The organism is Streptomyces sp. PSU-S4-23 (genome assembly GCF_055632315.1).
The window spans coordinates 1,323,133-1,345,957 of sequence record NZ_JBVMUU010000002.1 but is presented as its reverse complement, the minus strand read 5'-3'; the positions used below and the strand labels follow the sequence as shown (position 1 = coordinate 1,345,957).

Below are 22,825 nucleotides of genomic sequence, written 5' to 3'. Positions count from 1 at the left end.
ACGTACCTCTGAACGCGTACGCGTCGTCCGTGCCCCAAGGTCTTTCACTCTTCAGGGCGATTGCCTTCGCACGGATGTACGCCATGACGCATCGTGTGCGAACGGCGGCGCAGCGTGCAAATGTGCCCGAGGGTACTCCTGCCCGGGGGGCCGTTTCAGGTGCTTGCGGAATATGACATAGCGATGATCCGGTCGGACTAAGCTCGCCCGCAGCGCACCGAGTTGAGGTTATTCGTGCGTTTGTTCCCGATGATGCCGAAGATCCGGTGGATACCCATGCCCGATTCCATGCGTACCCCCACGTTCCGTCCGTAAGCATCCCGACCCTGCCGATTCATCTCAGAGGGCATACATGGTGAGTGTTCAATCGCCTCCCGGTGGCCGTGAACTTCCCTACGCGCGCGTGCTGTTGCTGCCGGCCATACTGACGGCCGCGGCAACCGGGGCCGCCGTCGCCGTGGTGACGGGGCCGGCCCGCATCGCCGTCGGCTGGTGCGGAGTCATCGCCACCGTCCTGGTGACCTCCGTCGCGGCTGTCGCGGCACGCCGCGGCCGCACCGTCCGTGCCCTGCGGGCCGACTTCGCGCAGCGGACCGCGTACCTGGAACAGCGGATCGCCTCCCAGGACGACGACATCGAGTACTTCCGCACGGAGATCGTGCCCAGGACGCTCGCGGTGCTGCGCACCGGCGTCTCCCCCGCAGAGGTGATCCGGACCGTCATCGACGAGAGCCCGCACTTTCGCGGACTGCCCGGGCCGCAGCGCCAATTGCTGCGCACCCTGCTCCAGATCGTCGACCGCGAGATCGCGATGCGCGACTCCTCGCAGCGCGCGTTCGTCAACATCGCCCGCCGGGTCCAGGCCATCGTCCACCAGCAGGCCAAGGAACTCAGGGAGATGGAGGAGGACCACGGACGCAACCCCGAGGTCTTCGACGACCTGCTGCGCATCGACCACGGCACCGCGCTGATCGGCCGCCTCGCCGACTCCATCGCCGTCCTCGGCGGCGGCCGCCCGGGACGCCAATGGCCCAAGCCCGTCCCGCTCTACAGCGTGCTGCGCGGCGCGATGTCCCGCATCCTGGAGTACCGCCGCATCGAGCTGCACTCCATCGCCAAGGTCAACATCAGGGGCATCTCGGTCGAGCCGATCATCCACGCCGCGGCCGAACTCCTCGACAACGCCACGCGCTACTCACCGCCCCAGACCAAGGTGCACGTCACCGCCGTCGAAGTGCAGACCGGCATCGCCGTCGAGATCGAGGACGGCGGCGTCAGCCTCAGCGAGGAGAGCCGCGCCAAGGTCGAGAAGCGGCTCGCCGAGGCCCAGGCCGGGGTCGACATCCAGGAACTCGGGGAGGCCCCGCGTCTCGGTCTCGCCGTCGTCGGCCGGCTGTCGTCGATGTTCAACATGCACGTGTCGCTGCGGCAGTCGGCGTACGGCGGCGTCCGCGCCATCCTCATCATCCCGAACGACATGCTGACCACCGAGCCCGCCCCCGGGTTCGCCCACGGCATCGGCGCGTCCTCCGTGCCGACCCTGGACAACGACGGGGTGGAGGGCCCCGAGCGCAACGCCAAGAAGCGCCGCCCCACCACCGGGCCCCGGATCCCGCGGCAGTTCTCCATGGAGGACGACGTGCCCGTCGTCACCGAGTGGACGGCCAACGGCCTGCCGCAGCGCCGCAGCCGGGTGAAGACACCGCTCAGCCAGCGGCTCGCCGAGGCCGCCGCCGCGGAGGCCGCCGGCGCCTCCTCTCCCTGGGCGCCGGAGCCCGAACCGGAGAAGGACGAGCCCGCGCCCGGTCTGTGGGTCGAGGCGTTCATGAACGGGCTCAAGGCCGACCCGGACCCGAACGCGTTCTCCTCCGGGCCCCCGGTCGGCGACCCGCACGCATTCACCAGGAACGACGAGCCGGCCCCTGCCGAGGCCGAGGACGAGGGGGACCTCAAGTGATCCAGCAACGAGGCAACTTCGACTGGTTGCTCAAGGAACTCGCCGACGGCGTACCGGGCGTCCACCAGGTCGTGGTGCTCTCCGCCGACGGTCTGCGCATCGCCCGCTACGGCGGTGACCCCGACGCCGCCGACCGCGTCGCCGCCGCCTGCGCCGGGCTGCAGAGCCTGGCCGGCGCGGTGGCGGCGGAGATCCCCGACAGCGACGGCCGGATGCGCATGGTCATCATCGAGATCGACGGCGGCTACTTCTACATGATGGCGGCCGGCCCCAACGCCTACCTCGCCGTGCTCGCCGACACCGTCGCCGAGGCCGGCCTGATGAGCAACCGCATGCGCGATCTCGTCATCCGCATCGGTTCCCACCTGACCAGTCCGCCGCGGCGCGACGAGCAGACCGTATGACTCCTCCCCGACGCCGTCGGCGCCACCCCCAGGAAGACCCCCCGCCGGGTCCCGTCCCGACGGACGGCGGGAAGCAGGGCGAGGAGAAGAACCCCGAGCGGTTGTACATCCTCACCGGCGCGACCGACGGGGGCGAGCGCGCCCCCATCGACCTCGTCACCCTGATCGTGGCGAGCGCCGACCCCCCTCCCACGGCCACGCCGGAGCAGGCGGCCCTGCTCCGGATCTGTCAGGCCCCCCTGTCCGTGGCCGAGATCTCGGCCTACCTCAGTCTGCCGTTCAGCGTGGTCACCGTGCTGATCACCGACCTGCTGGCGGCCGAACTGGTCCAGGCACGCGCCCCGATCGCCCGGCAGACGATGCCTGACCGTTCCCTCCTCGAAGCGGTGATGCATGGACTACAGAAGCTCTGACACCGTCCCCGGCCCACGGACCGAGGACCACCTGCCGCACACGGCCCAGGCCGCTGTGAAGATCGTGATCGTGGGCGGTTTCGGGGTCGGCAAGACCACCATGGTCGGTTCCGTCAGCGAGATCAGGCCGCTGACGACCGAGGAGACCATGACCCAGGCGGGCATCGGGGTCGACGACAACTACGGTTCCGACAGCAAGACGGCCACCACCGTGGCGATGGACTTCGGACGCATCAGCATCACCGAGCAGCTGGTCCTGTACCTGTTCGGGACGCCCGGCCAGGAACGCTTCTGGTTCCTGTGGAACGGCCTGTTCGAGGGCGCGCTCGGCGCGGTCGTCCTGGTCGACACGCGCCGCCTGGAGGTCAGCTTCGACGTCATCGGCCGTCTGGAGGAACGCGGCGTGCCCTTCGTGGTCGCCGTCAACTCCTTCCCGGACGCGCCCCGTTACCCCATGGCGGAGCTGCGCGCGGCCCTCGACCTGCCCGAGGAGATCCCGATCATGGACTGTGACGCGCGGCGCCGCGCCTCCAGCCGCGACGTCCTGATGACGCTGATGCGCTTCCTGCACTCCCTCACGGTGAAGCGCGCACCCGTCTGATGCGCGTACGCGCCACCGGCGCCCGACGTACGCATCCCGCCCGTTCCCGGGTACGCCCCCAGGCCGTCCCCGCGTACGCGGCCCAGCCCGCACCGTGTCCCGTCCCCACCCCAAGACACCGGATCCACCCCAGTACCGGAGCGACCATCGTGACGCCTGAACCCCACTCCCTGACCGGCAGGGACCTCACCCGCACGGACGCCCCGTCAGCGCCGCCGCCCGGCTGCCCGGCCCACGGCCGCGGACCCGGCGGAGTGCACCGGCTGTACGGCCCCGAGGCACAGGACCTGGGGGCCCTGCACGAGAAACTCCGTGCGGAACACGGTGCCGTGGCCCCCGCGCTGCTCCACGACGACGTCCCCGTCTGGGTGGTGCTCGGCCACGGCGAGAACCTGCACATGGTGCGCAGCCCCGCGCACTTCACCCGCGACAGCCGCATCTGGTCCGCGCTGCAGACCGGCCAGGTCACGCCCGACCACCCGCTGACGCCGCACTTCGCCTGGCAGCCCATCTGCTCCTACGCCGAGGGCGACGAGCATCTGCGGCTGCGCGGTGCGGTCACCGGCGCCATGTCGACCATCGACTACCGGGGCCTGCGCCGGTTCATCAACCGCGCCACGCAGGCCCTCGTCAACCGCTTCTGCGAGGAGGGCCGGGCCGACCTGGTCACACAGTTCGCCGACCATCTCCCGATGGCGGTGATGTGCGAGGTCCTCGGCATGGGCGACGAGTACAACGACCGGATCGTGCACGCCGCCCGCGACATGCTCAAGGGCACCGAGACCGCGATCGCCAGCAACCAGTACATCGTGGACGCCCTGACCCGGCTCACCGCACGCCGCCGGACCCAGCCCGAGGAGGACTTCACCACCCATCTCGTCAACCACCCGGCCGGGCTCACCGACGACGAGATCAGGGAGCACCTGCGGCTGGTCCTGATCGCCGCCTACGAGGCCACCGCCAACCTCCTCGCGAACGTGCTGCGCGTGGTGCTCACCGACCCGCGCTTCCGGGCCCAGCTCAACGGCGGCCAGATGACGGTCCCCGAGGCGGTCGAGCAGTCCCTGTGGGACGAGCCGCCGTTCAGCTCCATCCTCGGCTACTTCGCCAAGCAGGACACGGAACTCGGCGGCCGGCGCATCCGCAAGGGCGACGGGCTGCTCCTGGGCATCGCGCCCGGCAACGTCGACCCGCGGGTGCGGCCCGACCTCTCCGCCAACATGCAGGGCAACCGCTCCCACCTGGCCTTCGGCGGCGGCCCGCACGAATGCCCCGGCCAGGACATCGGCCGTGCCATCGCCGACACCGGTATCGACGCGCTGCTGATGCGGCTGCCGGACATCGAGTTGGACTGCGACGAGGACGAGTTGCGCTGGACCGGGTCCATCGCGTCGCGGCATCTGGTGGAGCTGCCGGTGCGGTTCGAGCCGAGGCCGCCGCAGGACGTGACCGCGGCACCGGCCCTGCGGCAGGTGCCGCGGCAGCGCCCCGGCTGGGAGGTCACCACGTCCGGCCCGCAGCCGGCGACGCCGCTTCCGGAGCAGGCCACCCCGCCGCCGCCCCGGCCGGCGGCCGCCCGGCCGGTGCCGCCCGAGCCGGCCGCCGACGCGCAGGGGCGGCCCGGCGTGTGGCGACGGGTGCTGCGGTGGTGGAGGGGCGAGTGAGCCCCTACCGGGCGGCCCACGCGTCGTAGGACGACCACGCCCGCAGCTCCCGCCCGCTGACGAAGCGGTGTGCGCGCCCCGTGACCGGATCGGTGAACTCCAGTGCCCGCGCCAGCAGCTGGAGCGGGCGCCGGAAGTCACCGGCCGGTCCGGGGGCGGTCACCACCGGGTAGAGGGGATCGCCGAGGACCGGCAGGCCCAGCGCGTTCATGTGCACGCGCAGCTGGTGGGTCTGCCCGGTGCGCGGGAGCAGCCGGTAGCGCCCGCGCCCGTCCCGGTGCTCCAGCAGCTCGACCCGGCTCACCGCATTGGGCTCGCCCGCCACCTCCCGGGCCGCCATGACCCCGCGCTCCTTCACGATCCTGCTGCGCACGGTGCGCGGCAGCGGCAGCCCCGGGTCGTACGGGGCGACGGCCTCGTACTCCTTGGCGACGCGCCGGTCGCGGAACAGGCACTGGTACCTGCCGCGCTCCTCGGGCCGCACGGTGAACAGCACCAGCCCGGCGGTGAGCCGGTCCAGCCGGTGCGCCGCGGTCAGCGTCGGTATCCCCAGATCGCGCCGCAGCCGGGCGAGGGCCGTCTCGGCGACATGGCTGCCGCGCGGTGTGGTGGCGAGGAAGTGCGGCTTGTCGGCGACGACGATGTGCTCGTCGCGGTGGACCACCTCGACCGGGTACGGAACGCGCTCCTCGTCGGGCAGCGGGCGGTGGAACCACACGTACGCGCCCGGCGCGTAGGCGGCGTCAGGCGCGACGGGCCGCCCGTCCGCCCCGACGACCAGCCCCGCGTCGAGCATGCCGTCGACCACCCCGTCCCCGGCCGCGAGCCGCGCCACGAGATGGTCGCGGACGGACGCCCACCCCTCGCCGGGCGGCAGCCTCACCCGCACCGGGTCGACGCCGTCGCGCTGCGGCAGCGGGGAGGGCGGGGTCCTGGGTCTGCGTCTCATCACGAGCAGCGTACGAGTCGGGCGGGGGGCGGTGAAAATCGCCGGGTACGCCCCGCCGCGCGTTGCGAGGACGCCCCGATGCCCTGTCTCCCGCGCCGGGTCCTGCCCGCCGGAACGCTCGCCGGCACCCCTCAGCCCCCTGGCCACCGGTGACGGCCTGGTCCTGCGCCCCTGGAGCCCCGGCGACGCTCCTGCGGTCCACGCGGCCTTCCAGGACCTCCAGGACCTCCAGGACCTGCTCATCCCGTGATCTGGGCGCTCACCTCCTGGACGGCCGGCTCCTGCACGGGAGCGGTGGGGTCCGCCGAGCGCCGGCTCCACAGGCGGTGGGCCGCGCCGGCGACCAGGGTCGCCGCCAGGAACAGCACCGTGAACCACTGGAAGTACCAGTGCCCGCCGGCCGGGTCGTACACGGCCGCGCGCGGCCAGGCCAGGTTGACGGTCATGAGCAGGCCGTAGAGCAGGGCCAGTGCGTTCACGGGGACGCCCCAGCGGCCGAGTGAGAACAGCGGGGCACCCTTCTCGTCCGTGCCCCCGGCCGGGAACTCGCCGCGCAGTCGCCGCACCAGCAACGGACCCGTCACCATCGCGTACGCCAGGTACAGCATCACGATGCACGTGGTGCCGATGGCGAGGAAGGCGTCCGGGGAGACGAAGTTCAGCAGGAGCAGTACGGCCGCGAGGACGCCCACCACCAGGGCCGGGGCGGTCGGCATGCCGGTGCGCGGGTTGACCCGGGCGAGCGGCGCGGCGAAGGGAAGCCGGCCGTCACGGGCCATGGAGAAGATCATCCGGGAGGCGGCCGTCTGGATCGCGAGGGTCGCCACCGTGATGGCCACCACCACGTCGGCGAGCAGCACCCGCCCGACGCCGTCGCCGAGGCTGCTGGTCAGGACGTAGCTCAGACCGTCCGTGCCGAGGCGTCCGTCGGTCAGGCTGGGGGCGGCGAGGATGCCGCCGAGGACGATCAGGCCGCCGAGCAGGCCGGCCGCGCCGAGCGCGGTGAGGATCGTGCGGGGCGCGGTGCGGCGCGGGTTGTGGGTCTCCTCGCTCATCTCGCCTGCGCTGTCGAAGCCGATCATCACGTACGCCGCCGTGAACGAGCCCACGAGCAGCGCGCCGAACAGACCGCCGCCCGTGCCGGGGGCGGTGTGGAAGGTGATGCCGGGGGAGCGCTCGGAGTGCGTGAGCAGCAGCACGACGATCAGGCAGGCGCCGATGATCTCGGCGGTCACCCCGACCCGGTTGACGGCTGACATCACGCGGTTGTCGACGATGTTCACGAGCGTGGTGAGCACCAGCAGGACGACGCCGAGGACCGCCGCGTTCGCCGCACCCGTCGACGAGGTGGGCGCCGGGTCGCCGCCCACCAGCTGGAAGCCGGACCACAGCGGCGGTAGCACCATCTGCAGCGCGAGGGCGGCGGCCGCGACCACCACGATCTGCCCGATGACCATGATCCAGCCGGCGAACCAGCCGAAGGTGGCGGTGGACAGCCGCGAGGACCACTGGTAGATGGCGCCCGAGATCGGATAGCGCGCGGCCAGTTCGGCGAAGCAGGCGGCCACCAGAAGCTGGCCCACCAGCACCGCGGGCCAGGTCCAGAAGAAGACGGGACCCCCGAAGGCGTACCCGAACGCGAAGAACTGGAAGACGGTCGTCAGTACGGAGATGAAGGAGAACCCGGCGGCGAAGGACGCGTACCGGCCGAGGCTGCGGTGCAGCTCCTGGCGGTAGCCGAACCGTGCGAGGTCGGCGGCCCCCTCGGGGCGCGGCGGGTCGGGGCGGACGTCGGCGGGGGCGGTGCTCGTCATGCGGCAACCTGCTTTCGCGCTGCGGCGGGAGAGTTCCTGTCGGGTGACAGAAATTCCTGTCGGGCGACAGAACGTAAGGAGGGGCTGTTTCACCGGCGTCACGCGGCCGTGTCGGGAACGGACCCAAGTCCTCACCCCTTGCTGGCGGCGGGCGAACGCGATACATCGTGTGTGTTGACCCGGGTCGTGTGGACGCGATATGTTCGGCCACGGATATTCGTCAACGAGTTCTCGTCAACGAGTTCTAACGAGTTCAACGAGTTCAACGGTGTGAGGTGAAGGCCGTGGCGGTGAAGCGCCGGAAGCTCGGCAACCCGCTGGCGCTCGCGGTCATGGTGCTGCTCACCGAGAAGCCGATGCATCCGTACGAGATCGCCCAGACCCTGCGCCGACGCGGCAAGGACACCAGCCTGAAGATCAACTACGGCTCGCTCTACACCGTCGTCCAGAACCTGGAGAAGCACGGCTTCGTCGAGGTGGCCGAGGTACAGCGCCAGGGCAACCGGCCCGAGCGCACGCTCTACGGCATCACGGACGCCGGACGCGAAGAGGCCGTCGAGTGGCTGTCGGACCTGCTCGCCGTCCCGGCGCGGGAGTTCCCCGTCTTCGAGGCGGCGCTCTCCCTGATCGCCGTGCTCCACCCCGACGAGGTGGCCCGCCTGCTGAGGGAGCGGCTCGCCGGACTGGAGGTGCGGGCGGCCAGCCTGCGCGGCGGACTGGAGAAGCTCTACGAGACGCTTCCCCGGCTCGTGCTGATCGAGTGCGAGTACCAGCTCCACATGATCGACGCGCAGGCCGCATGGGTCCGCGGCTTCCTGGACGAGCTCACGGAGGGGACGTTCCCGGGCCTTGAGGAATGGCGGCTCTTCAACGAGACGGGGGAGGTCCCCGAAGAACTGCGGAAGCTGGAGGGCGGCCCGGCCGACGGGCCGTGACCGCCGAAGAAGAACGGACCCCGGCGGGCCTGTTGCAGCAGTCCCGCCGGGGTCGGCAACCCCGAGCTGAATCCGCCGTGAGGCACATCCGGGCGATCGAGGTGCGGCACACCCAGGATAGGCCCGGCGCTCCTCACACGGATCAGCTGTCATCCGCTCACGGAGGAGAGAGCAGTCGTCATGAACACCCGTGCGCCCGCAGTGGAGGCGCGCCAGCTGATCAAGACCTATCCCGGTGATGTCACCGCCCTCAACGGCATGGACATCACGGTCCGGCCGGGCACCGTCTTCGGGCTCCTCGGCCCGAACGGCGCCGGGAAGTCCACCACCGTCAAGATCCTCACCACCCTGGCCCGCCCCGACTCGGGCACGGCCACCGTCGCGGGCCACGACGTGCTGCGCCACCCCGACCGGGTGCGCCGCGCGATCGGCGTGGTCGCCCAGAGCTCGGGCGCCGACCCCGTGGCCACGGGGCGCGAGAACCTCCGGCTCCAGGGCAGGCTCCATGGCCTCAAAGGCACCGCGCTCGACCGCCGTGTGGACGGACTGCTGGAGCGCTTCACGCTGACCGATGCGGCGAGGCGCCAGGTCAAGGGCTACTCCGGCGGAATGCGGCGTCGCCTGGACGTGGCACTGGGCCTGGTGCACCGGCCCGAGGTGCTGTTCCTGGACGAGCCCACCACCGGCCTGGACCCCCAGGCCCGCACCGCCATGTGGGAGGAGATCGGCCGCCTGGCCGGCGAGGACGGTCTGACCATCCTGCTGACCACGCACTATCTGGAGGAGGCCGACCGGCTCGCCGAGCGCATCGCGATCGTCGACCGCGGCCGGGTCGTCGTGGAGGGCACCCCGGACGCCCTCAAGGGCGAACTCCGCGGTGACGCGGTCCACATGGAACTGCGCGAGGCGGTCGGCGAGGCGGGCCGTACGCTGCTGGGGGGCGCCCTGCGCGGGCTGCAGGGCGTGCACGAGGTGCTCATCGACGGGCGCCGGATCAGCGCCCGCGCCGACAACGGGGCCGCCGCGATGCCCGCGCTGATCGGCGCGCTCGAACGCGCCGGGGTCACCGTCGCCGCGGCGACGGTCGCGCGCCCCTCCCTCGACGACGTGTACCTCCGCCACGCGGGCCGCCGTTACTCCGAGGCGGATGCGGACACCGGCGCCGGCCTCGTCCTCGCCGGAGGTGCGCGATGAGCACCGCCGTCTCCCAGACCTGGTACATGACGCAGCGTCAGCTCATGGTGTTCGCCCGGCAGCCCGCCTACGCCGTCATCACCCTGATCCAGCCCGTGATCTGGCTGTTCCTGTTCGGCAACCTCTTCAGGAAGGTCGTCGGACTCGGCGGCTTCGGCACCACCTCGTACCTCGACTACCTGGTGCCCGGCGTCGTCGTGATGAGCGCGCTCAGCTCCAACATGTGGGCCGGCATGGGCACGTTGGAGGAGATCCAGCGGGGCACGCTCAACCGCTTTCTGACCACACCGGTCAGCCGGGCCGCGCTGATGAACGGCAACGTGGTCCACAACGGCCTGGTCACCGCCCTGCAGTCGGTCGTCATCGTGCTGCTGGGACTGCTCGGCGGCGCGGACTACCCGGGCGGCATCGGCGGCATCGTGATCCTGGTCCTCGCCGCCGTGCTGCTCGGCACGGTCTTCGGGGCGCTGTCCAACGCGCTGGGCATGCTGGTCCAGGAGCGGGAGTCGATCATCGGCATCAACACGTTCCTGCTGCTGCCGCTGACCTTCCTGTCCACCGCCTTCATGGCACCGTCCCAGATGCCCTCCTGGATGCGGCACATCGCCGACCTCAACCCTCTCGACTGGGCGATGGTGGCGGGCCGCTCCGCGTTGTCCGCGCATCCGGACTGGGGCGGCGTGCTGGGCAGGGGAGGGGCGCTGCTGGGACTGGCGATCGCCGCGGTGTGGCTGTCGATCCGCACATTCCGCTCCTACCAGCGGTCGGTGTGAGCCCACCGGTCCTGTGAGCAGGCCGGGTCCGCGGACGGTGGGAGCCCGCACGACACGGCGGCGGCACCATCTCGGTGGTGCCGCCGCGTTCCGCGTCCTACGCCGCGGACGCGCCCCCCTCCTGCTCCGCCTCGACGCGCGCTTTCCACTCCCGCTTCGACGCCTGCCAGCCGTCCTCGTCGTGTCCGAGGCGCCAGTATCCCGAGATCGAGAGATCGTCCCGCGGGACGCGGTGCTCGACGCGCAGCAGCCGGCGCAACTCCTTCACGAAGCCGGCCTCGCCGTGCACGAACGCGTGCACCCGGCCCTCCGGGAACTCCAGCGCCCGCACGGCCTCCACGAGGGCCTCACCGACCGGCCGGTCCCCGCGGTGCAGCCAGACCACCTCCACATCGGAGTGGATCTTCTGCTCCTCCTCCGGGCCCGAGACCTCCACGAACGCACGGGCCTCGACATCGTCGGGCATCGCCTCCAGGGCCACCGAGATCGCGGGCAGGGCGCTCTCGTCCCCGGCGAGCAGATGCCAGTCGGCGCCCGCGTCCGGGGCGTAGGCGCCACCGGGGCCCATGAACCGCACGGTCTCGCCCGGCCGCGCGCGCAGGGACCACGGTCCCGCGAGGCCCTCGTCACCGTGGATCACGAAGTCCAGCGTCAGCTCCCGGCGTCCGGGATCCCAGGCGCGCACGGTGTACGTCCGCGTCACCGGCCATGCCCGGCGCGGGAACTCCTCGCGGATGCGCTGCAGGTCGAAGGGCTCGGGGTAGACGACGCCCTCGGCGGGGAACAGCAGCTTCACATAGTGGTCGGTGCAGGTGTCCGCCGCGAAGCCGGCCAGGCCGTCGCCGCCGAGCACCACACGCTGCATGTGGGGGGTCAGCCGCTGGGTGCGGACCACCTGCGCGGAGTGGACCCTGCGGATCCTGCCTGCCGGGCGCTCTGCCATCACGGCCTCCCAGTTCCCATGCTTAGGTTTGCCTAAGTTAGCATCTCCTTCTCCTTGATACACCTGTCCCCGAAGGGCCGACGACAACCCGGCGCCGCAGCCGTCACGTCCCGAGCGTGACGAGAAGCCGCCGCAGCGAACCGCCCAGGCCCCAGCGGGCCGCCAGCTCCTCCAGCCCCGCGGGGTCGCGCGGCGTCCTCGGCAGCGCCGTGGCCACCTCCGGCAGCGGCACGTCGGCGGCGACCCGCACGACCCGGGGAGCCACCGCCACATAGGCCCGCGCCGCGTCGAGCCGCTTGCGCTGCGCCGGCGTGAGCCTGGCCCCGGGGTCGTCGACCGCGGCCATGATCCCGGCCAGGTCCCCGAACTCGGCGAGCAGCCTGGCGGCCGTCTTCTCACCGATCCCCGGCACCCCCGGCAGCCCGTCGCTCGGGTCGCCGCGCAGCAGTGCCAGATCCGCGTAACCCCGGCCGCCGACGCCGTACTTGCCGCGCAGCACCGCCTCGTCGGTGAGCTGGAGCGTGCCGACACCCTTCAGCGGGTACAGCACGCGCACCTCGCGCGCGTCGTCGACCAGTTGGTACAGGTCGCGGTCGCCGGTGACGATGTCGACCGGTCCCTTCGCCCGCGCCGTGAACGTACCGATCACATCGTCCGCCTCGTACCCCTCGACCCCCACCCGCGCGATGCCCAGCGCGTCCAGGACGGCCTCGATGACCGGCACCTGGGGGGAGAGCGTGTCCGGCACCTGCTCCTCGTCCGGACCCGCCTCGTGCTCCTCGGCCACGCGGTGCGCCTTGTAGGAGGGGACCAGGGCGACCCGCCAGTGCGGGCGCCAGTCCGCGTCCATGCAGGCGACCAGGTCGTCGGGGTGGTGGTCCCGGACCAGACGGTCGACGAATTCGAGCAGCCCGCGCACGGCGTTCACGGGCGTCCCGTCGGGGGCCCTGACGGATTCCGGGACGCCGAAGAAGGCGCGGAAGTAGAGCGAGGCGGTGTCGAGGAGCATCAGGCGTCGGGTCACCTTCCGCATCATGCCGTACGGCACCGACAGGAGCCGGGCGTCCGGCCGGGCACGGGCGCACCGGAAGGATCCGGACAACACCGCCGAGGCCCGCCCTCGCGCCGGTCCGCACGTCCCGTCGGCCGGCTCCGGCCGCGCCGCATCACCCGCCGATGCGGCAGCGGCCCGGTCCGGCACCCGTGCCGAGCCCTTGACCGGTGACTTTGTCCTGTGGAGTGTGGTGCGCGCAGGGAGGCGTGACGGCTCACTCCCTGGCGCAAACCGCGACCCCTGTCACCCTTGTATATGACAACGATGTGACGGGCGGATGAAACGGTTTGCCGAACATGCGTAGGGTGCAGACAACTCAACAGAAGCAGTGACCGATGACCGGCGCACCGACGAGGAGGGAGGGAGCCGGAGCGATGGGCGACCACAAAGAGCGGCCCCTTCGGGTGGGCGCGGCCGTCCGGCGGCGACGCCGGGCGCTGGAGCTCACCCTCGCCGTCGTGGCCGAGCGCAGCGGCCTGTCGGTTCCCTTCCTGAGCCAGGTCGAGAACGAGCGGGCACGCCCCAGCAGGCCCTCCCTGGAGCGGATCGCCGACGCCCTGGGCACCACCGCCGTCGACCTGCTCGCGGCGGCCGACCCGGCGTGCAGCGTGGACGTCCTGCGCGCCGATGACGAAGGCGTCACCCCGGGGCGGGCGCGGGTGCGCACCCTGGTGCGGGGACACCACCAGCTGCACGCGATGGAGTTCATCGGGGAGTACGACGACGGCCGGGAGTTCCAGCACCGCAACGACGAGCTGATGTACGTCGTCGACGGCGCCGTCGAAGTCGAGGCGGAGGGCCGGGCGCACCGGCTCGGGCGCGGTGACACCCTGTACCTGAGCGGGGGAGTGCGCCACCGCTGGCGCGCCGCGGAGCCGGACACCCGCGTGATCGTGATCGCGGTCGCGGACCACATCGAGGCGTTGGAGGACCCCTCCCGCCGGCGCTGATCGGGCGACCCTCGCGGGGGACACCCGTCCAGGTGCCGTCCTGGGATACTCGCCGGCATGGCCGAGACCTCCGGACCCGCCGTCGACGGCACCTGGGAACGCGCCCCGGAACGCTGCTGCGGGCGGCGGCCGTGATGCGCGTCGTCTCGCTGGTGCCGTCGCTCACGGAGGCGGTGGCCCTGTCCGCGCCGGGCGTCCTGGCCGGTGCGACCGACTGGTGCAGCCGTCCGCCGGGCCTCGACGTCGTCAGGATCGGCGGGACCAAGAACCCCGCGGTCGAGCGGATCGTCCGGCTCGCCCCCGACCTGGTGCTCGCCAACGAGGAGGAGAACCGCGAACCGGACCTCGCCGCCCTGCGCGCGGCGGGCCTGGAGGTCCTGGTCACCGAGGTGCGGGACGTGCCGCAGGCGTTCCGGGAGCTGGAGCGGGTGGTGGCCGCGTGCGGGGTGTCCACCCGGCCGCGCTGGCTGGACGAGGCCCGCTCCGCCTGGTCGGGCCTGCCCGTGCCGCGGCGCCGTACGACCGCCGTGGTGCCCGTCTGGCGACGGCCCTGGATGGTGCTGGGCCGTGACACCTTCGCCGGGGACGTGCTGGCCCGGCTCGGCGTCGACAACGTGTACGCGGCCCATGCGGAGCGCTATCCGAGGATCCCGCTGCCCGAGCTGCACGACGCGGCACCGGACCTCGTGGTGCTGCCCGACGAGCCGTACCGCTTCACCGCCGACGACGGCCCGGAGTCCTTCCCGAAGACGCCCTGCGCGCTGGTCAGCGGGCGCCATCTCACCTGGTACGGGCCTTCGCTGAGCGAGGCGCCGCGCGTCATCGGCGAGGCGCTGCGAGCAGCCCTCCGCTGACGACGCCGCGGTGCCCGTCCGGGAGCAGCAGGGGTCCCCGGGCCGGGGGGACCGTGGGGGCGACCGGGGCAGCAGCCGTACGGGGGTGGCCCGGCCCGGTTCGATGCGGTGCCGGACGACCGTCGGAGACGGCACGGCCACCACGGTCACGAGCCCGGCGGCCGTACCGGCGGTGAGGAGGACGGCGTCCGGCGCGACGGCCGGGCCCGTACCTGTCCGGTCCCGGCCGGCAGACGGCCGCGCAGGCGGTGCGCGGTCCGGGCAGGTGCGCGGCCCCGGCAGACCGGCGCCCCCCGCGTGGCCACCATCGCCGTGGCCATACGCCGGGGCCGGGCGAAGACGCCGGGGGCCGGGGGAGGCCGGCAGTGCGGTGGGGCCTCCGTTTCCGGGGCGCCGGTGGCTGTGCCCGTACCGGGCGGCCGACACCCGCGGTCTTTGGCCCCTCGGCCCGGTGACAACCCGGTGCGCGCCGGCCCGCGCACCGGCGCCGCGCGGAGCGCGGCGGACGGGCGGGCCCTGCGCGCCGGCCGGGGCACGCGCCGCGCGCGGCACCGCGGTTCGGCCGGCCCGTGAGGCGCCGTGCGTCACCGCCCGGGCGAGGGCGCGCCGGGGCGGACTCAGGAGGCGGCCGTGGCGGCTTGGACGAGGGCCCGCACGACCCGTACGTCCTCGCCCATCTCCGGATGCCACTGCACACCGAGCACCCAGGGCGAACCCGGCAGTTCGACCGCCTCCACCGTCCCGTCCTCCGCGTACGCCGACACCGTCAGCCCGTCGCCGAGCCGGTCCACCGCCTGGTGGTGATAGGTCGGCACGGACACCGGTTCGGGTGCGATGTCCCCGTACCGCGTGCCCGGCACCGGCTTCACGGGATGCGTGCCGAACACCCCCACCTCGGCGACGTGCCCGTCGAGGTGCTGGACGAGCGTGCCACCCAGGGCCACGTTCAGCAGTTGCATCCCCCGGCAGATGCCGAGCAGCGGCGTGCCGGAGGCCAGCGCCGCCCGGATCAGGGCGAGTTCCCAGGCGTCCCGCAGGTGCGCGGGCGGGCCGGTCCGCTCGGAGCGCTCCGCGCCGTAGCGGGAGGGGTCGACGTCCGGTCCGCCCGCGATCACCACCCCGTCCAGCCGGGCCACCGTGGCCGCCGCCCGCTCCGGATCGTCGGGCGGCAGCATCGCCGCGAGTCCGCCGGCCCGCTGCACCAGCCGCGGGTAGCCCGACGGCAGCAGCGCGGCCTCCAGTTCCCAGACGCCCCAGCGCGCCCCCGATTCCAGATACGTGCTCACGCCGATCAGTGGTCGTGCGGTCATGCGATCCTCCCAGCGTTCCAATGGAGCGCATCCATACCTTTGCCCGGACTCCTCATGCCAGGAACCCCCGCAGCAGGGCCGCCGTCCCCGCGCAGTGCTCCCGCATGATCTCCCGCGCCCCGTCCGCGTCCCCGTCGAGCACCGCCTCCACCAGCGCCACGTGCTGCCGCTGCGAGTGCTCCAGGTTCCGCACCAGCAGCGGGATGCAGTCCAGCAGGTCGTTCACGGTCGCCCGGACGGCCGCGTACTGCGCCGTCAGGGAGGGCGACCCGCCGAGCTCCGCGAGGGTGAGGTGCAACAGGGTGTCCAGCCGCCGGTAGTCGGCCAGCGGCGCGTCCCGCGTGCGTGCCAGCGCCTCACGCAGCCGCTCCTCCTGCTCCGCCGTCAGGCCGTGCGCGGCGCACAGGCCCGCCGCCCCCACCTCCAGCACCTCCCGGAACCGCAGCACGTCCTCGATGTCGACCTTCTCGACGCGCCGGCGCAGCTCGTCCTCGCCGCGCGCCTCGGTCCGGGGCCGTACGAAGGTGCCGCCGTAGCGTCCGCGCCGCGACTCCACCAGGCCCTCGTCCTGCAGCACCTTCAGCACCTCGCGCAGCGTGACGCGGCTGATCCCCAGCCGCTCCGCCAGCTCCCGCTCCGCCGGAAGGCGCCCGCCGCCGGGCACCAGGCCGAGGCGCACGACCTGGAGGATCTGCTCCAGGGCCTCCTCGAAGCCGTTGCCGGCCCGCACCGGCCGCAGCACCGGGGTCAGCCGGTCCTGTGGGTCACCGGTGCCCCCGGGTTCCGTCTGCGACATCTGGCCGTGCCCCCTTCCCAATCAATGGTTCTCGGAAATACCTTATGGCTCTCGGCGACCGAAGGAGACCTCCCGTGCCCGACCGCACACCCCCGCTCGGTGTCGAGGAGCTGCACGCCCTCGTCGCGGGCGGAGAGATCGACACCGTCGTCTTGGCCTTCCCGGACATGCAGGGCCGTCTGCAGGGCAAGCGGTTCGCCGCGCGCTTCTTCCTCGACGAGGTCCTGGAGCACGGGACCGAGGGCTGCAACTACCTCCTCGCCGTCGACACCGAGATGAACACCGTCGACGGCTACGCCATGTCCTCCTGGGACCGGGGCTACGGCGACTTCGCCCTCCGCCCCGACCTGAGCACCCTGCGCCGCGTGCCCTGGCACGAGGGCACCGCCCTGGTCATCGCGGACCTCGCCTGGGAGGACGGCTCGCCCGTGGCCGCCGCGCCCCGCCGGATACTGCGCGGCCAGCTCGAACGCCTCGCCGCCCTCGGCCTCACCGCGCAGGTCGGCACCGAGCTGGAGTTCATCGTCTTCAAGGACACCTACGAGCAGGCGTGGGACGCGAACTACCGGGGGCTGACCCCGGCGAACCAGTACAACGTCGACTACTCCGTGCTCGGAACCGGCCGGATCGAGCCCCTGCTGCGCCGTATCCGCAACGAGATGGCCGGCGCCGGCCTCACCGTCGAGTCCGCCAAGGGCGAGTGCAACCCCGGCCAGCACGAGATCGCGTTCCGCTACGACGAGGCGCTGGTCACCTGCGACCAGCACGCGATCTACAAGACCGGAACCAAGGAGATCGCGGCCCAGGAGGGCGTCTCGATCACCTTCATGGCCAAGTACAACGAGCGTGAGGGCAACTCCTGTCACATCCACCTCTCGCTCGCCGACGCCCGCGGCGCGGGCGCGATGGCGGGGGACGGGCCCGGCGGGATGTCGGAGCTGATGCGGCACTTCCTCGCCGGGCAGCTCGCCGCACTGCGGGAGTTCTCGCTCCTGTACGCGCCCAACATCAACTCCTACAAGCGGTTCCAGCCCGGCTCCTTCGCCCCGACCGCGGTCGCCTGGGGGCACGACAACCGCACCTGCGCCCTCAGGGTCGTCGGCCACGGCCGTTCGCTGCGCTTCGAGAACCGGGTGCCCGGCGGAGACGTCAACCCCTACCTCGCGGTCGCCGGAATGGTCGCGGCGGGACTGTACGGCATCGAGCAGAAGCTGGAGCTGCCGGGGCCGTGCCCGGGCAACGCGTACGCCGCCGAGTACGAGCACGTGCCCACCACCCTGCGCGAGGCCGCCGAGCTCTGGGAGAACAGCACCATCGCCAAGGCCGCCTTCGGCGACGAGGTCGTCGCGCACTACCGCAACATGGCCCGCGTCGAGCTGGCGGCCTTCGACGCCGCGGTGACCGACTGGGAGCTGCGCCGCTCCTTCGAACGCATGTGAGGGGTCCTTCCGTGTCCGACCAGTCCGCCCCCGACGAGCACGAGCTCCAGATCCTCAACCCGGCCACCGAGGAGGTCGTCGCCACCCTTCCCGCCGCCACCGCCCGGGACGTCGACGCCGCCGTCGTACGGGCCACCGGGGCGCAGGCGGTGTGGGCCGCGCTCGCCCCTGGCGACCGCGCCCGGCTGCTGCGCCGCTTCGCCACCGCCGTCGACGACCACCTCGAAGAGCTGGCCCGGCTGGAGGTGCGGGAGGCGGGCCATGTCATCGGCAACGCCCGCTGGGAGGCCGGCAACGTCCGCGATCTGCTCGACTACGCGGCCGGCGGAGTGGAGCGGCTCACCGGCCGCCAGATCCCCGTCGCCGGCGGCCTGGACGTCACGTTCCTCGAACCGCTCGGGGTCATCGGCGTCATCGCGCCCTGGAACTTCCCGATGCCGATCGCCGCGTGGGGCACGGCCCCGGCGCTCGCGGCGGGGAACGCGGTGATCCTCAAGCCCGCCGAGACGACCCCGCTCACGGCCCTGCGCCTGGCCGAACTGGCCCTGGAAGCGGGCCTGCCGGCCGGACTGTTCCAGGTCCTGCCCGGCCGCGGCCCCGTCGCGGGCGCCGCGCTGGTCGAGCACCCGGGCGTGGCGAAGATCGTTTTCACCGGGTCGACCGCCGTGGGCACCCACGTGCTGGCGAAGGGCTCCGCCCTGCTCAAGCGCGTCACCCTGGAACTCGGCGGCAAGAGCCCCAACATCGTCTTCGCGGACGCCGACCTCGACGCCGCCGCGGCCGCCGCCCCCATGTCCTTCCTCGACAACTCCGGCCAGGACTGCTGCGCCCGCACCCGCATCCTCGTGCAGCGCTCCGTGTACGACCGCTTCCTCGGCCTCCTGGCCCCCGCCGTCGAGTCCGTCCTCGTCGGCGACCCGGCCGACGAGAGCACCGGGATGGGCCCGCTGATCTCCAAGGCCCAGCTGGAGCGGGTGCGTTCGTACGTCGGCACCGACGCGCCCGGCATCCGCGGCAAGGCGCCCGAGGGCCCCGGCTTCTGGTTCCCGCCCACCGTCCTCACCGACGTCGACCCGTACGCGCGCGTGGCCGTCGAGGAGGTCTTCGGACCGGTCGCCGTCGTCCTGCCGTTCGAGGACGAGGCCGACGCGGTCCGCCTCGCCAACGACACCCCCTACGGCCTCTCCGGCTCCATCTGGACCCGGGACGTCGGCCGCGCGCTGCGCGTCTCCCAGGCCGTCCGCGCGGGCAACCTGTCCGTCAACTCCCACTCCAGCGTCCGCTACTGGACCCCCTTCGGCGGCTTCAAGCAGTCGGGGATCGGCCGGGAACTCGGCCCGGACGCGCTGACCGCCTTCACCGAAACCAAGAACGTCTTCATCAGCACGGAGGGCCCCGCACAGTGACCTCGCAGACACCCGACCCCATCTGCCGCCGCCTGGTCGGCCGTACCGCCGTCATCACCGGTGCCGGCAGCGGCATCGGCCTCGCCGCCGCGCGCCGGCTCGCCTCCGAGGGCGCCCACGTCGTCTGCGGCGACGTCGACGACACCCGAGGCAAGGCCGCCGCCGACGAGGCGGGCGGGCTGTTCGTGAAGGTGGACGTCACCGACGCCGAGCAGGTCGAGGCGCTCTTCAAGGCCGCGTTCGACACCTACGGTTCCGTCGACATCGCCTTCAACAACGCGGGCATCTCGCCGCCCGACGACGACTCGATCCTGGACACCGGCCTGGAGGCGTGGAAGCGGGTCCAGGAGGTCAATCTGACCTCCGTCTACCTGTGCTGCAAGGCCGCGATCCCCTACATGCGGCGCCAGGGCAGGGGCTCCATCATCAACACGGCGTCGTTCGTGGCCCGGATGGGCGCGGCGACCTCGCAGATCTCGTACACGGCTTCCAAGGGCGGTGTCCTCGCCATGTCCCGCGAGCTGGGCGTGCAGTTCGCCCGCGAGGGCATCCGGGTGAACGCGCTGTGCCCCGGCCCGGTCAACACCCCTCTGCTGCAGGAGCTGTTCGCCAAGGACCCCGAGCGCGCCGCCCGCCGTCTGGTGCACATCCCGGTCGGCCGGTTCGCGGAGGCCGAGGAGATCGCCGCCGCGGTCGCGTTCCTCGCCAGCGACGACTCCTCCTTCGTGAACGCCACCGACTTCCTGGTGGACGGCGGGATCTCCGGCGCGTACGTCACCCCGCTGTAGGGGACGAAGGGGAACGGCCCACGCCCTCTGGACCCCTTCTCGCGTGGGCCCTGGTGGCGGCCGCCGCGCCGGCGGCCGCACCGCCCTCCTCCGCCGCCACGGACCGCCACCCGGACCGCCCGCGGCCGACCGCCCGTCGGCCCGACCGGACGAGCCGTGTGCACCGAGCGAATGAGGGGGAGGCCCTGTCTGCCTCCATGCGCCACGTCCTACAGTAGCCGGGATGAGCAGTTCGCCCCCGCCCGGCTGGTACCGCGACCCGTCGTACCCGCTCACCGAACGCTGGTGGGACGGGACCGCGTGGACCGACCACCGGCGCCAGCCCGAGACGCCCGTGCCGCCCCTGGTCTTCCCGCGGCCCCCGGACGGCGGCGGCCCCCGGCGCGCCAGGGCGGTCGCGCTCGCGACGGCCGGAGCCGTCCTGGTCGCGGCCATCGTCACCGGCGCGCTCGTGCTCGGCCACGACGGCGGCGGCGCCGCGCAGGCCAAGTCCTCGCCCACGGCGGTGACTTCGGTGTCCAACGACAAGCGGCCGCCCACGCCGTCCGACCCGGGCTCCGCCTCCCCCTCCGGGGACCCGCACGTCGTCGTGGACGACCTCAACGGCATCACCTTCCCGGTGCTCGACGGCTGGGCCAGACCCGAGAACGTCGCCGAGGACGACGTCGTGCTGACCACCCCCGGCACCTACGACTGCCCCGGCGACCCCGGGCTGTGCCGTCACGGCCGGGTCCTGTCGCGGACCGCAGCGGTCGGTGCGGGCAGCTCCCCGGAGACGCTCGCGAAGGGCGACATCGCGGACGCCGCGAACACGGAGTTCGACCGCGACACGATCGGCAGCCGGCCCTTCGGCGGCATCACGTCCCACCGCCTGGTGAAGGCCGGTCAGATCGCCGTCGCCGGCCGGGCGGGCTACTTCGTGCGCTGGCGCGTCACCACCGCGAAGGGCCCGGGCGGTTACGTCCAGTCGCTGGCGTTCCCGTCCAGCGTGGGCTCGCAGGCGCCGGTCGTCGTCCGCTTCGCCTTCGACGCGGGACCCGACGGGCCTCCGCTCGCCGACATGGACAGGATCACCAAGGGCATCCGGCCGGTCGGCGACACGTCGGGCGGCGGGGGAGTGGGCAGCAGCATCGGGCCCACCCGGTGAACCGTCACAGGAAGGTGCGCCCCTCGCCCCGGTAGGTCGGCACGGTCGCCGTGACCTCGTCGCCCTCGACCAGGTGCAGCACGTCGAACCGCTCGCACAGCTCGCCCGCCTTGGCGTGCCGGAACCACACCTTGTCGCCGATGAGCAGGTCGTCGGCGGGCGCGCCCAGCAACGGGGTCTGGACCTCGCCGGCACCCTCCTGGGGGTCGTAGCCGAGCCCCTCGGGCAGATACGGCACGGGCAGCCGGTCACGGCCGGGGGCGCCCGACGCCGGATAGCCGCCGCCCAGCACGGTCACCACGCCGACCCCCGGCCTGCGCACGACCGGCTGGGCGAACAGCGCCGCCGGACGCCCGCGGAACGAGGTGTAGTTGTCGAACAGCCGCGGCACGTACAGCCCCGAGCCCGCGGCGATCTCGGTCACCGCGTCCTCGGCGGCCGTGTGCTGCACGCTGCCCGTACCGCCGCCGTTGACGAACTCCAGGTCCGGCGCCACGGCCCGCACAGCACGCACCACGTCGGCGCGCCGCCCGGCCAGCTCCCTGCGCGCCGCGGCCTGCATCAGCCGGACGGCCCGCGACCGCACCGGATGGCCGGCCACCGCGTCGCCCACACCGGCGATGTGGCCCTCGTACGCCATGACGCCCACGAGCCGGAAACCGGGCCTGCGCGCCACGGCACGGGCCATCTCCGCCACCTGGGCGGGGGAGTGCAGCGGCGAGCGGCGCGCACCCACCCGCACACGACCGCCGAGCAGCTTCAGCGAGGTGTCCAACTCCAGGCAGACGCGGACCACTTCGGTGCCGCCCTGGCGGGCCTCGTCGATCAGACGCAACTGGGCCGGGTCGTCGACCATCACGGTGACGGCGGCGGCGAGCTTGGGATCGGCGGCCAGTTCGGCGAAGCCCTGCCGGTCGGCCGACGGGTAGGCGAGCAGGACGTCGTCGAAACCGGAGCGGGCCAGCCACAGCGACTCGGCGAGCGTGAAGGACATGACACCCGCGAAACCGTCCCGGGCCAGGACGCGTTCGAGCAGGGCACGGCAGCGCACGGACTTGCTGGCGACGCGGACCGGCTTCCCCCCGGCCCGGCGGAGCAGGTCGTCGGCGTTCGCGTCGAACGCCTCCAGGTCCACGATCGCGACGGGGGCGTCGAGGTGGGCGGTGGCCCGGTCGTAGCGGGCGCGGTCTGCGGCGCGGGCAGTCATGAACGAAGCCTGCCAGATGCGATTACCGCAGGGTAGGGGGACGTTCCGGGCAGATGCCCCGGCGCTGCGGACTGGTTCCCGTTCGAGGCGGATCAACCCGTAGAGTGACGCGCACGCGGGAACGGAGCGGCCGCCGCCCGGGCGCGCCCGCCTGGGATGGGCGTCCGTCAGCGCGGGTATGCCTGCCCAGGACGGGTGGCGCGTCCCGCACCGCGCGTACCGGCCGC

21 protein-coding genes and 1 pseudogene are annotated in these 22,825 nt (G+C 72.8%); 15 read left to right on the top strand and 7 right to left on the bottom strand.

What is annotated here, in order from left to right; all coding sequences use genetic code 11:
- The first annotated feature begins 352 nt into the window (after nucleotides 1-352).
- From ACZ79I_RS06985 to ACZ79I_RS06965, 5 genes are all read left to right on the top strand, one after another.
- Nucleotides 353-1,957: an ATP-binding protein gene (locus ACZ79I_RS06985; RefSeq protein WP_471495148.1), complete on the top strand. Its 1,605-nt coding sequence runs from the start codon at nucleotides 353-355 to the stop codon at nucleotides 1,955-1,957.
- Entirely contained in the window at nucleotides 1,954-2,361 is a 408-nt protein-coding gene (locus ACZ79I_RS06980; RefSeq protein WP_471495146.1) for a roadblock/LC7 domain-containing protein, read from the top strand. The genes ACZ79I_RS06985 and ACZ79I_RS06980 overlap by 4 nt, the downstream gene beginning before the upstream one ends.
- Nucleotides 2,358-2,774: a DUF742 domain-containing protein gene (locus ACZ79I_RS06975; RefSeq protein ID WP_471495144.1), complete on the top strand. Its 417-nt coding sequence runs from the start codon at nucleotides 2,358-2,360 to the stop codon at nucleotides 2,772-2,774. Before ACZ79I_RS06980 ends, ACZ79I_RS06975 begins: the two co-directional genes overlap by 4 nt.
- On the top strand, nucleotides 2,755-3,375 hold the full coding sequence (locus ACZ79I_RS06970) for a GTP-binding protein (RefSeq protein ID WP_471495142.1): 621 nt from the start codon (nucleotides 2,755-2,757) through the stop codon (nucleotides 3,373-3,375). The genes ACZ79I_RS06975 and ACZ79I_RS06970 overlap by 20 nt, the downstream gene beginning before the upstream one ends.
- 149 nt (nucleotides 3,376-3,524) lie before the next feature.
- Nucleotides 3,525-5,039: a cytochrome P450 gene (locus tag ACZ79I_RS06965; RefSeq protein ID WP_471495140.1), complete on the top strand. Its 1,515-nt coding sequence runs from the start codon at nucleotides 3,525-3,527 to the stop codon at nucleotides 5,037-5,039.
- A gap of 4 nt (nucleotides 5,040-5,043) precedes the next feature.
- On the opposite strand, the gene ACZ79I_RS06960 is transcribed toward ACZ79I_RS06965, so the two are convergent.
- The gene (locus ACZ79I_RS06960; RefSeq protein ID WP_471495138.1) at nucleotides 5,044-5,988 is read right to left on the bottom strand and encodes an RluA family pseudouridine synthase; all 945 of its coding nucleotides are present in this window, start codon (nucleotides 5,986-5,988) and stop codon (nucleotides 5,044-5,046) included.
- A 78-nt stretch (nucleotides 5,989-6,066) separates the two neighbouring features.
- Here ACZ79I_RS06960 and ACZ79I_RS06955 point away from each other — a divergent pair.
- Nucleotides 6,067-6,205 (top strand): annotated as a pseudogene (locus ACZ79I_RS06955) (GNAT family N-acetyltransferase); the annotation flags it as partial.
- A gap of 22 nt (nucleotides 6,206-6,227) precedes the next feature.
- Here the strand turns inward: ACZ79I_RS06955 and ACZ79I_RS06950 are convergent.
- Complete coding sequence (locus tag ACZ79I_RS06950) at nucleotides 6,228-7,802, bottom strand: amino acid permease (RefSeq protein WP_471495136.1); 1,575 nt, start codon at nucleotides 7,800-7,802, stop codon at nucleotides 6,228-6,230.
- Between the two features lie 284 nt (nucleotides 7,803-8,086).
- Between ACZ79I_RS06950 and ACZ79I_RS06945 the strand changes: the two genes are divergently transcribed.
- From ACZ79I_RS06945 to ACZ79I_RS06935, 3 genes are all read left to right on the top strand, one after another.
- Nucleotides 8,087-8,737: a PadR family transcriptional regulator gene (locus tag ACZ79I_RS06945; protein ID WP_471495134.1), complete on the top strand. Its 651-nt coding sequence runs from the start codon at nucleotides 8,087-8,089 to the stop codon at nucleotides 8,735-8,737.
- Between the two features lie 180 nt (nucleotides 8,738-8,917).
- Nucleotides 8,918-9,931 (top strand): ATP-binding cassette domain-containing protein, encoded by a 1,014-nt coding sequence (locus ACZ79I_RS06940; RefSeq protein WP_471495132.1) that lies wholly within the window; start codon nucleotides 8,918-8,920, stop codon nucleotides 9,929-9,931.
- Nucleotides 9,928-10,704, top strand: a complete 777-nt coding sequence (locus tag ACZ79I_RS06935; RefSeq protein ID WP_471495130.1) for an ABC transporter permease — start codon at nucleotides 9,928-9,930, stop codon at nucleotides 10,702-10,704. The genes ACZ79I_RS06940 and ACZ79I_RS06935 overlap by 4 nt, the downstream gene beginning before the upstream one ends.
- A 97-nt stretch (nucleotides 10,705-10,801) precedes the next feature.
- Here the strand turns inward: ACZ79I_RS06935 and ACZ79I_RS06930 are convergent, their stop codons facing one another.
- Both ACZ79I_RS06930 and ACZ79I_RS06925 read right to left on the bottom strand, forming a co-directional pair.
- Nucleotides 10,802-11,647, bottom strand: coding sequence for a siderophore-interacting protein (locus tag ACZ79I_RS06930; protein WP_471495128.1), 846 nt, complete (start codon nucleotides 11,645-11,647; stop codon nucleotides 10,802-10,804).
- A gap of 103 nt (nucleotides 11,648-11,750) precedes the next feature.
- Complete coding sequence (locus ACZ79I_RS06925) at nucleotides 11,751-12,680, bottom strand: 5'-3' exonuclease (protein WP_471504797.1); 930 nt, start codon at nucleotides 12,678-12,680, stop codon at nucleotides 11,751-11,753.
- Nucleotides 12,681-13,075: 395 nt separating this feature from the next.
- Here ACZ79I_RS06925 and ACZ79I_RS06920 point away from each other — a divergent pair, with 395 nt between their 5' ends.
- A complete protein-coding gene (locus ACZ79I_RS06920; RefSeq protein WP_471495126.1) occupies nucleotides 13,076-13,651 on the top strand; it encodes a helix-turn-helix domain-containing protein in 576 nt (191 codons plus the stop codon).
- A gap of 134 nt (nucleotides 13,652-13,785) precedes the next feature.
- A complete protein-coding gene (locus ACZ79I_RS06915; RefSeq protein WP_471495124.1) occupies nucleotides 13,786-14,505 on the top strand; it encodes a helical backbone metal receptor in 720 nt (239 codons plus the stop codon).
- 617 nt (nucleotides 14,506-15,122) lie between these two features.
- Here the strand turns inward: ACZ79I_RS06915 and ACZ79I_RS06910 are convergent.
- A complete protein-coding gene (locus ACZ79I_RS06910) occupies nucleotides 15,123-15,815 on the bottom strand; it encodes a gamma-glutamyl-gamma-aminobutyrate hydrolase family protein (RefSeq protein ID WP_471495122.1) in 693 nt (230 codons plus the stop codon).
- Nucleotides 15,816-15,867: 52 nt separating this feature from the next.
- Nucleotides 15,868-16,611, bottom strand: a complete 744-nt coding sequence (locus ACZ79I_RS06905) for a FadR/GntR family transcriptional regulator (protein ID WP_471495120.1) — start codon at nucleotides 16,609-16,611, stop codon at nucleotides 15,868-15,870.
- Nucleotides 16,612-16,685: 74 nt separating this feature from the next.
- Here ACZ79I_RS06905 and ACZ79I_RS06900 point away from each other — a divergent pair, with 74 nt between their 5' ends.
- The 4 genes from ACZ79I_RS06900 (at nucleotide 16,686) to ACZ79I_RS06885 (ending at nucleotide 21,391) form a co-directional block, all read left to right on the top strand.
- Nucleotides 16,686-18,050 carry a glutamine synthetase family protein gene (locus tag ACZ79I_RS06900; RefSeq protein ID WP_471495117.1) on the top strand — a complete coding sequence of 455 codons (1,365 nt, stop codon included), beginning with the start codon at nucleotides 16,686-16,688 and terminating at the stop codon, nucleotides 18,048-18,050.
- Between the two features lie 11 nt (nucleotides 18,051-18,061).
- Nucleotides 18,062-19,456 carry an aldehyde dehydrogenase family protein gene (locus tag ACZ79I_RS06895; protein ID WP_471495115.1) on the top strand — a complete coding sequence of 465 codons (1,395 nt, stop codon included), beginning with the start codon at nucleotides 18,062-18,064 and terminating at the stop codon, nucleotides 19,454-19,456.
- Entirely contained in the window at nucleotides 19,453-20,244 is a 792-nt protein-coding gene (locus ACZ79I_RS06890) for a 3-oxoacyl-ACP reductase (RefSeq protein ID WP_471495113.1), read from the top strand. Before ACZ79I_RS06895 ends, ACZ79I_RS06890 begins: the two co-directional genes overlap by 4 nt.
- A gap of 223 nt (nucleotides 20,245-20,467) precedes the next feature.
- Nucleotides 20,468-21,391, top strand: a complete 924-nt coding sequence (locus ACZ79I_RS06885; RefSeq protein ID WP_471495111.1) for a DUF2510 domain-containing protein — start codon at nucleotides 20,468-20,470, stop codon at nucleotides 21,389-21,391.
- A 4-nt stretch (nucleotides 21,392-21,395) separates the two neighbouring features.
- Here the strand turns inward: ACZ79I_RS06885 and ACZ79I_RS06880 are convergent, their stop codons facing one another.
- Complete coding sequence (locus ACZ79I_RS06880; protein WP_471495109.1) at nucleotides 21,396-22,598, bottom strand: amino acid deaminase/aldolase; 1,203 nt, start codon at nucleotides 22,596-22,598, stop codon at nucleotides 21,396-21,398.
- Nucleotides 22,599-22,825: the final 227 nt, after the last annotated feature.

Excerpts from the sequence above, each read along its gene's own strand:
- ACZ79I_RS06915 (WP_471495124.1), top strand. The coding sequence starts at position 13,786 with ATGCGCGTCGTCTCGCTGGTGCCGTCGCTCACGGAGGCGGTGGCCCTG.
- ACZ79I_RS06880 (WP_471495109.1), bottom strand. The coding sequence starts at position 22,598 with ATGACTGCCCGCGCCGCAGACCGCGCCCGCTACGACCGGGCCACCGCC.
- ACZ79I_RS06940 (WP_471495132.1), top strand. The coding sequence starts at position 8,918 with ATGAACACCCGTGCGCCCGCAGTGGAGGCGCGCCAGCTGATCAAGACC.
- ACZ79I_RS06970 (WP_471495142.1), top strand. The coding sequence starts at position 2,755 with ATGGACTACAGAAGCTCTGACACCGTCCCCGGCCCACGGACCGAGGAC.
- ACZ79I_RS06885 (WP_471495111.1), top strand. The coding sequence starts at position 20,468 with ATGAGCAGTTCGCCCCCGCCCGGCTGGTACCGCGACCCGTCGTACCCG.
- ACZ79I_RS06950 (WP_471495136.1), bottom strand. The coding sequence starts at position 7,802 with ATGACGAGCACCGCCCCCGCCGACGTCCGCCCCGACCCGCCGCGCCCC.
- ACZ79I_RS06975 (WP_471495144.1), top strand. The coding sequence starts at position 2,358 with ATGACTCCTCCCCGACGCCGTCGGCGCCACCCCCAGGAAGACCCCCCG.
- ACZ79I_RS06935 (WP_471495130.1), top strand. The coding sequence starts at position 9,928 with ATGAGCACCGCCGTCTCCCAGACCTGGTACATGACGCAGCGTCAGCTC.
- ACZ79I_RS06930 (WP_471495128.1), bottom strand. The coding sequence starts at position 11,647 with ATGGCAGAGCGCCCGGCAGGCAGGATCCGCAGGGTCCACTCCGCGCAG.
- ACZ79I_RS06920 (WP_471495126.1), top strand. The coding sequence starts at position 13,076 with ATGGGCGACCACAAAGAGCGGCCCCTTCGGGTGGGCGCGGCCGTCCGG.
- ACZ79I_RS06905 (WP_471495120.1), bottom strand. The coding sequence starts at position 16,611 with ATGTCGCAGACGGAACCCGGGGGCACCGGTGACCCACAGGACCGGCTG.
- ACZ79I_RS06960 (WP_471495138.1), bottom strand. The coding sequence starts at position 5,988 with ATGAGACGCAGACCCAGGACCCCGCCCTCCCCGCTGCCGCAGCGCGAC.
- ACZ79I_RS06985 (WP_471495148.1), top strand. The coding sequence starts at position 353 with ATGGTGAGTGTTCAATCGCCTCCCGGTGGCCGTGAACTTCCCTACGCG.
- ACZ79I_RS06925 (WP_471504797.1), bottom strand. The coding sequence starts at position 12,680 with ATGCGGAAGGTGACCCGACGCCTGATGCTCCTCGACACCGCCTCGCTC.
- ACZ79I_RS06910 (WP_471495122.1), bottom strand. The coding sequence starts at position 15,815 with ATGACCGCACGACCACTGATCGGCGTGAGCACGTATCTGGAATCGGGG.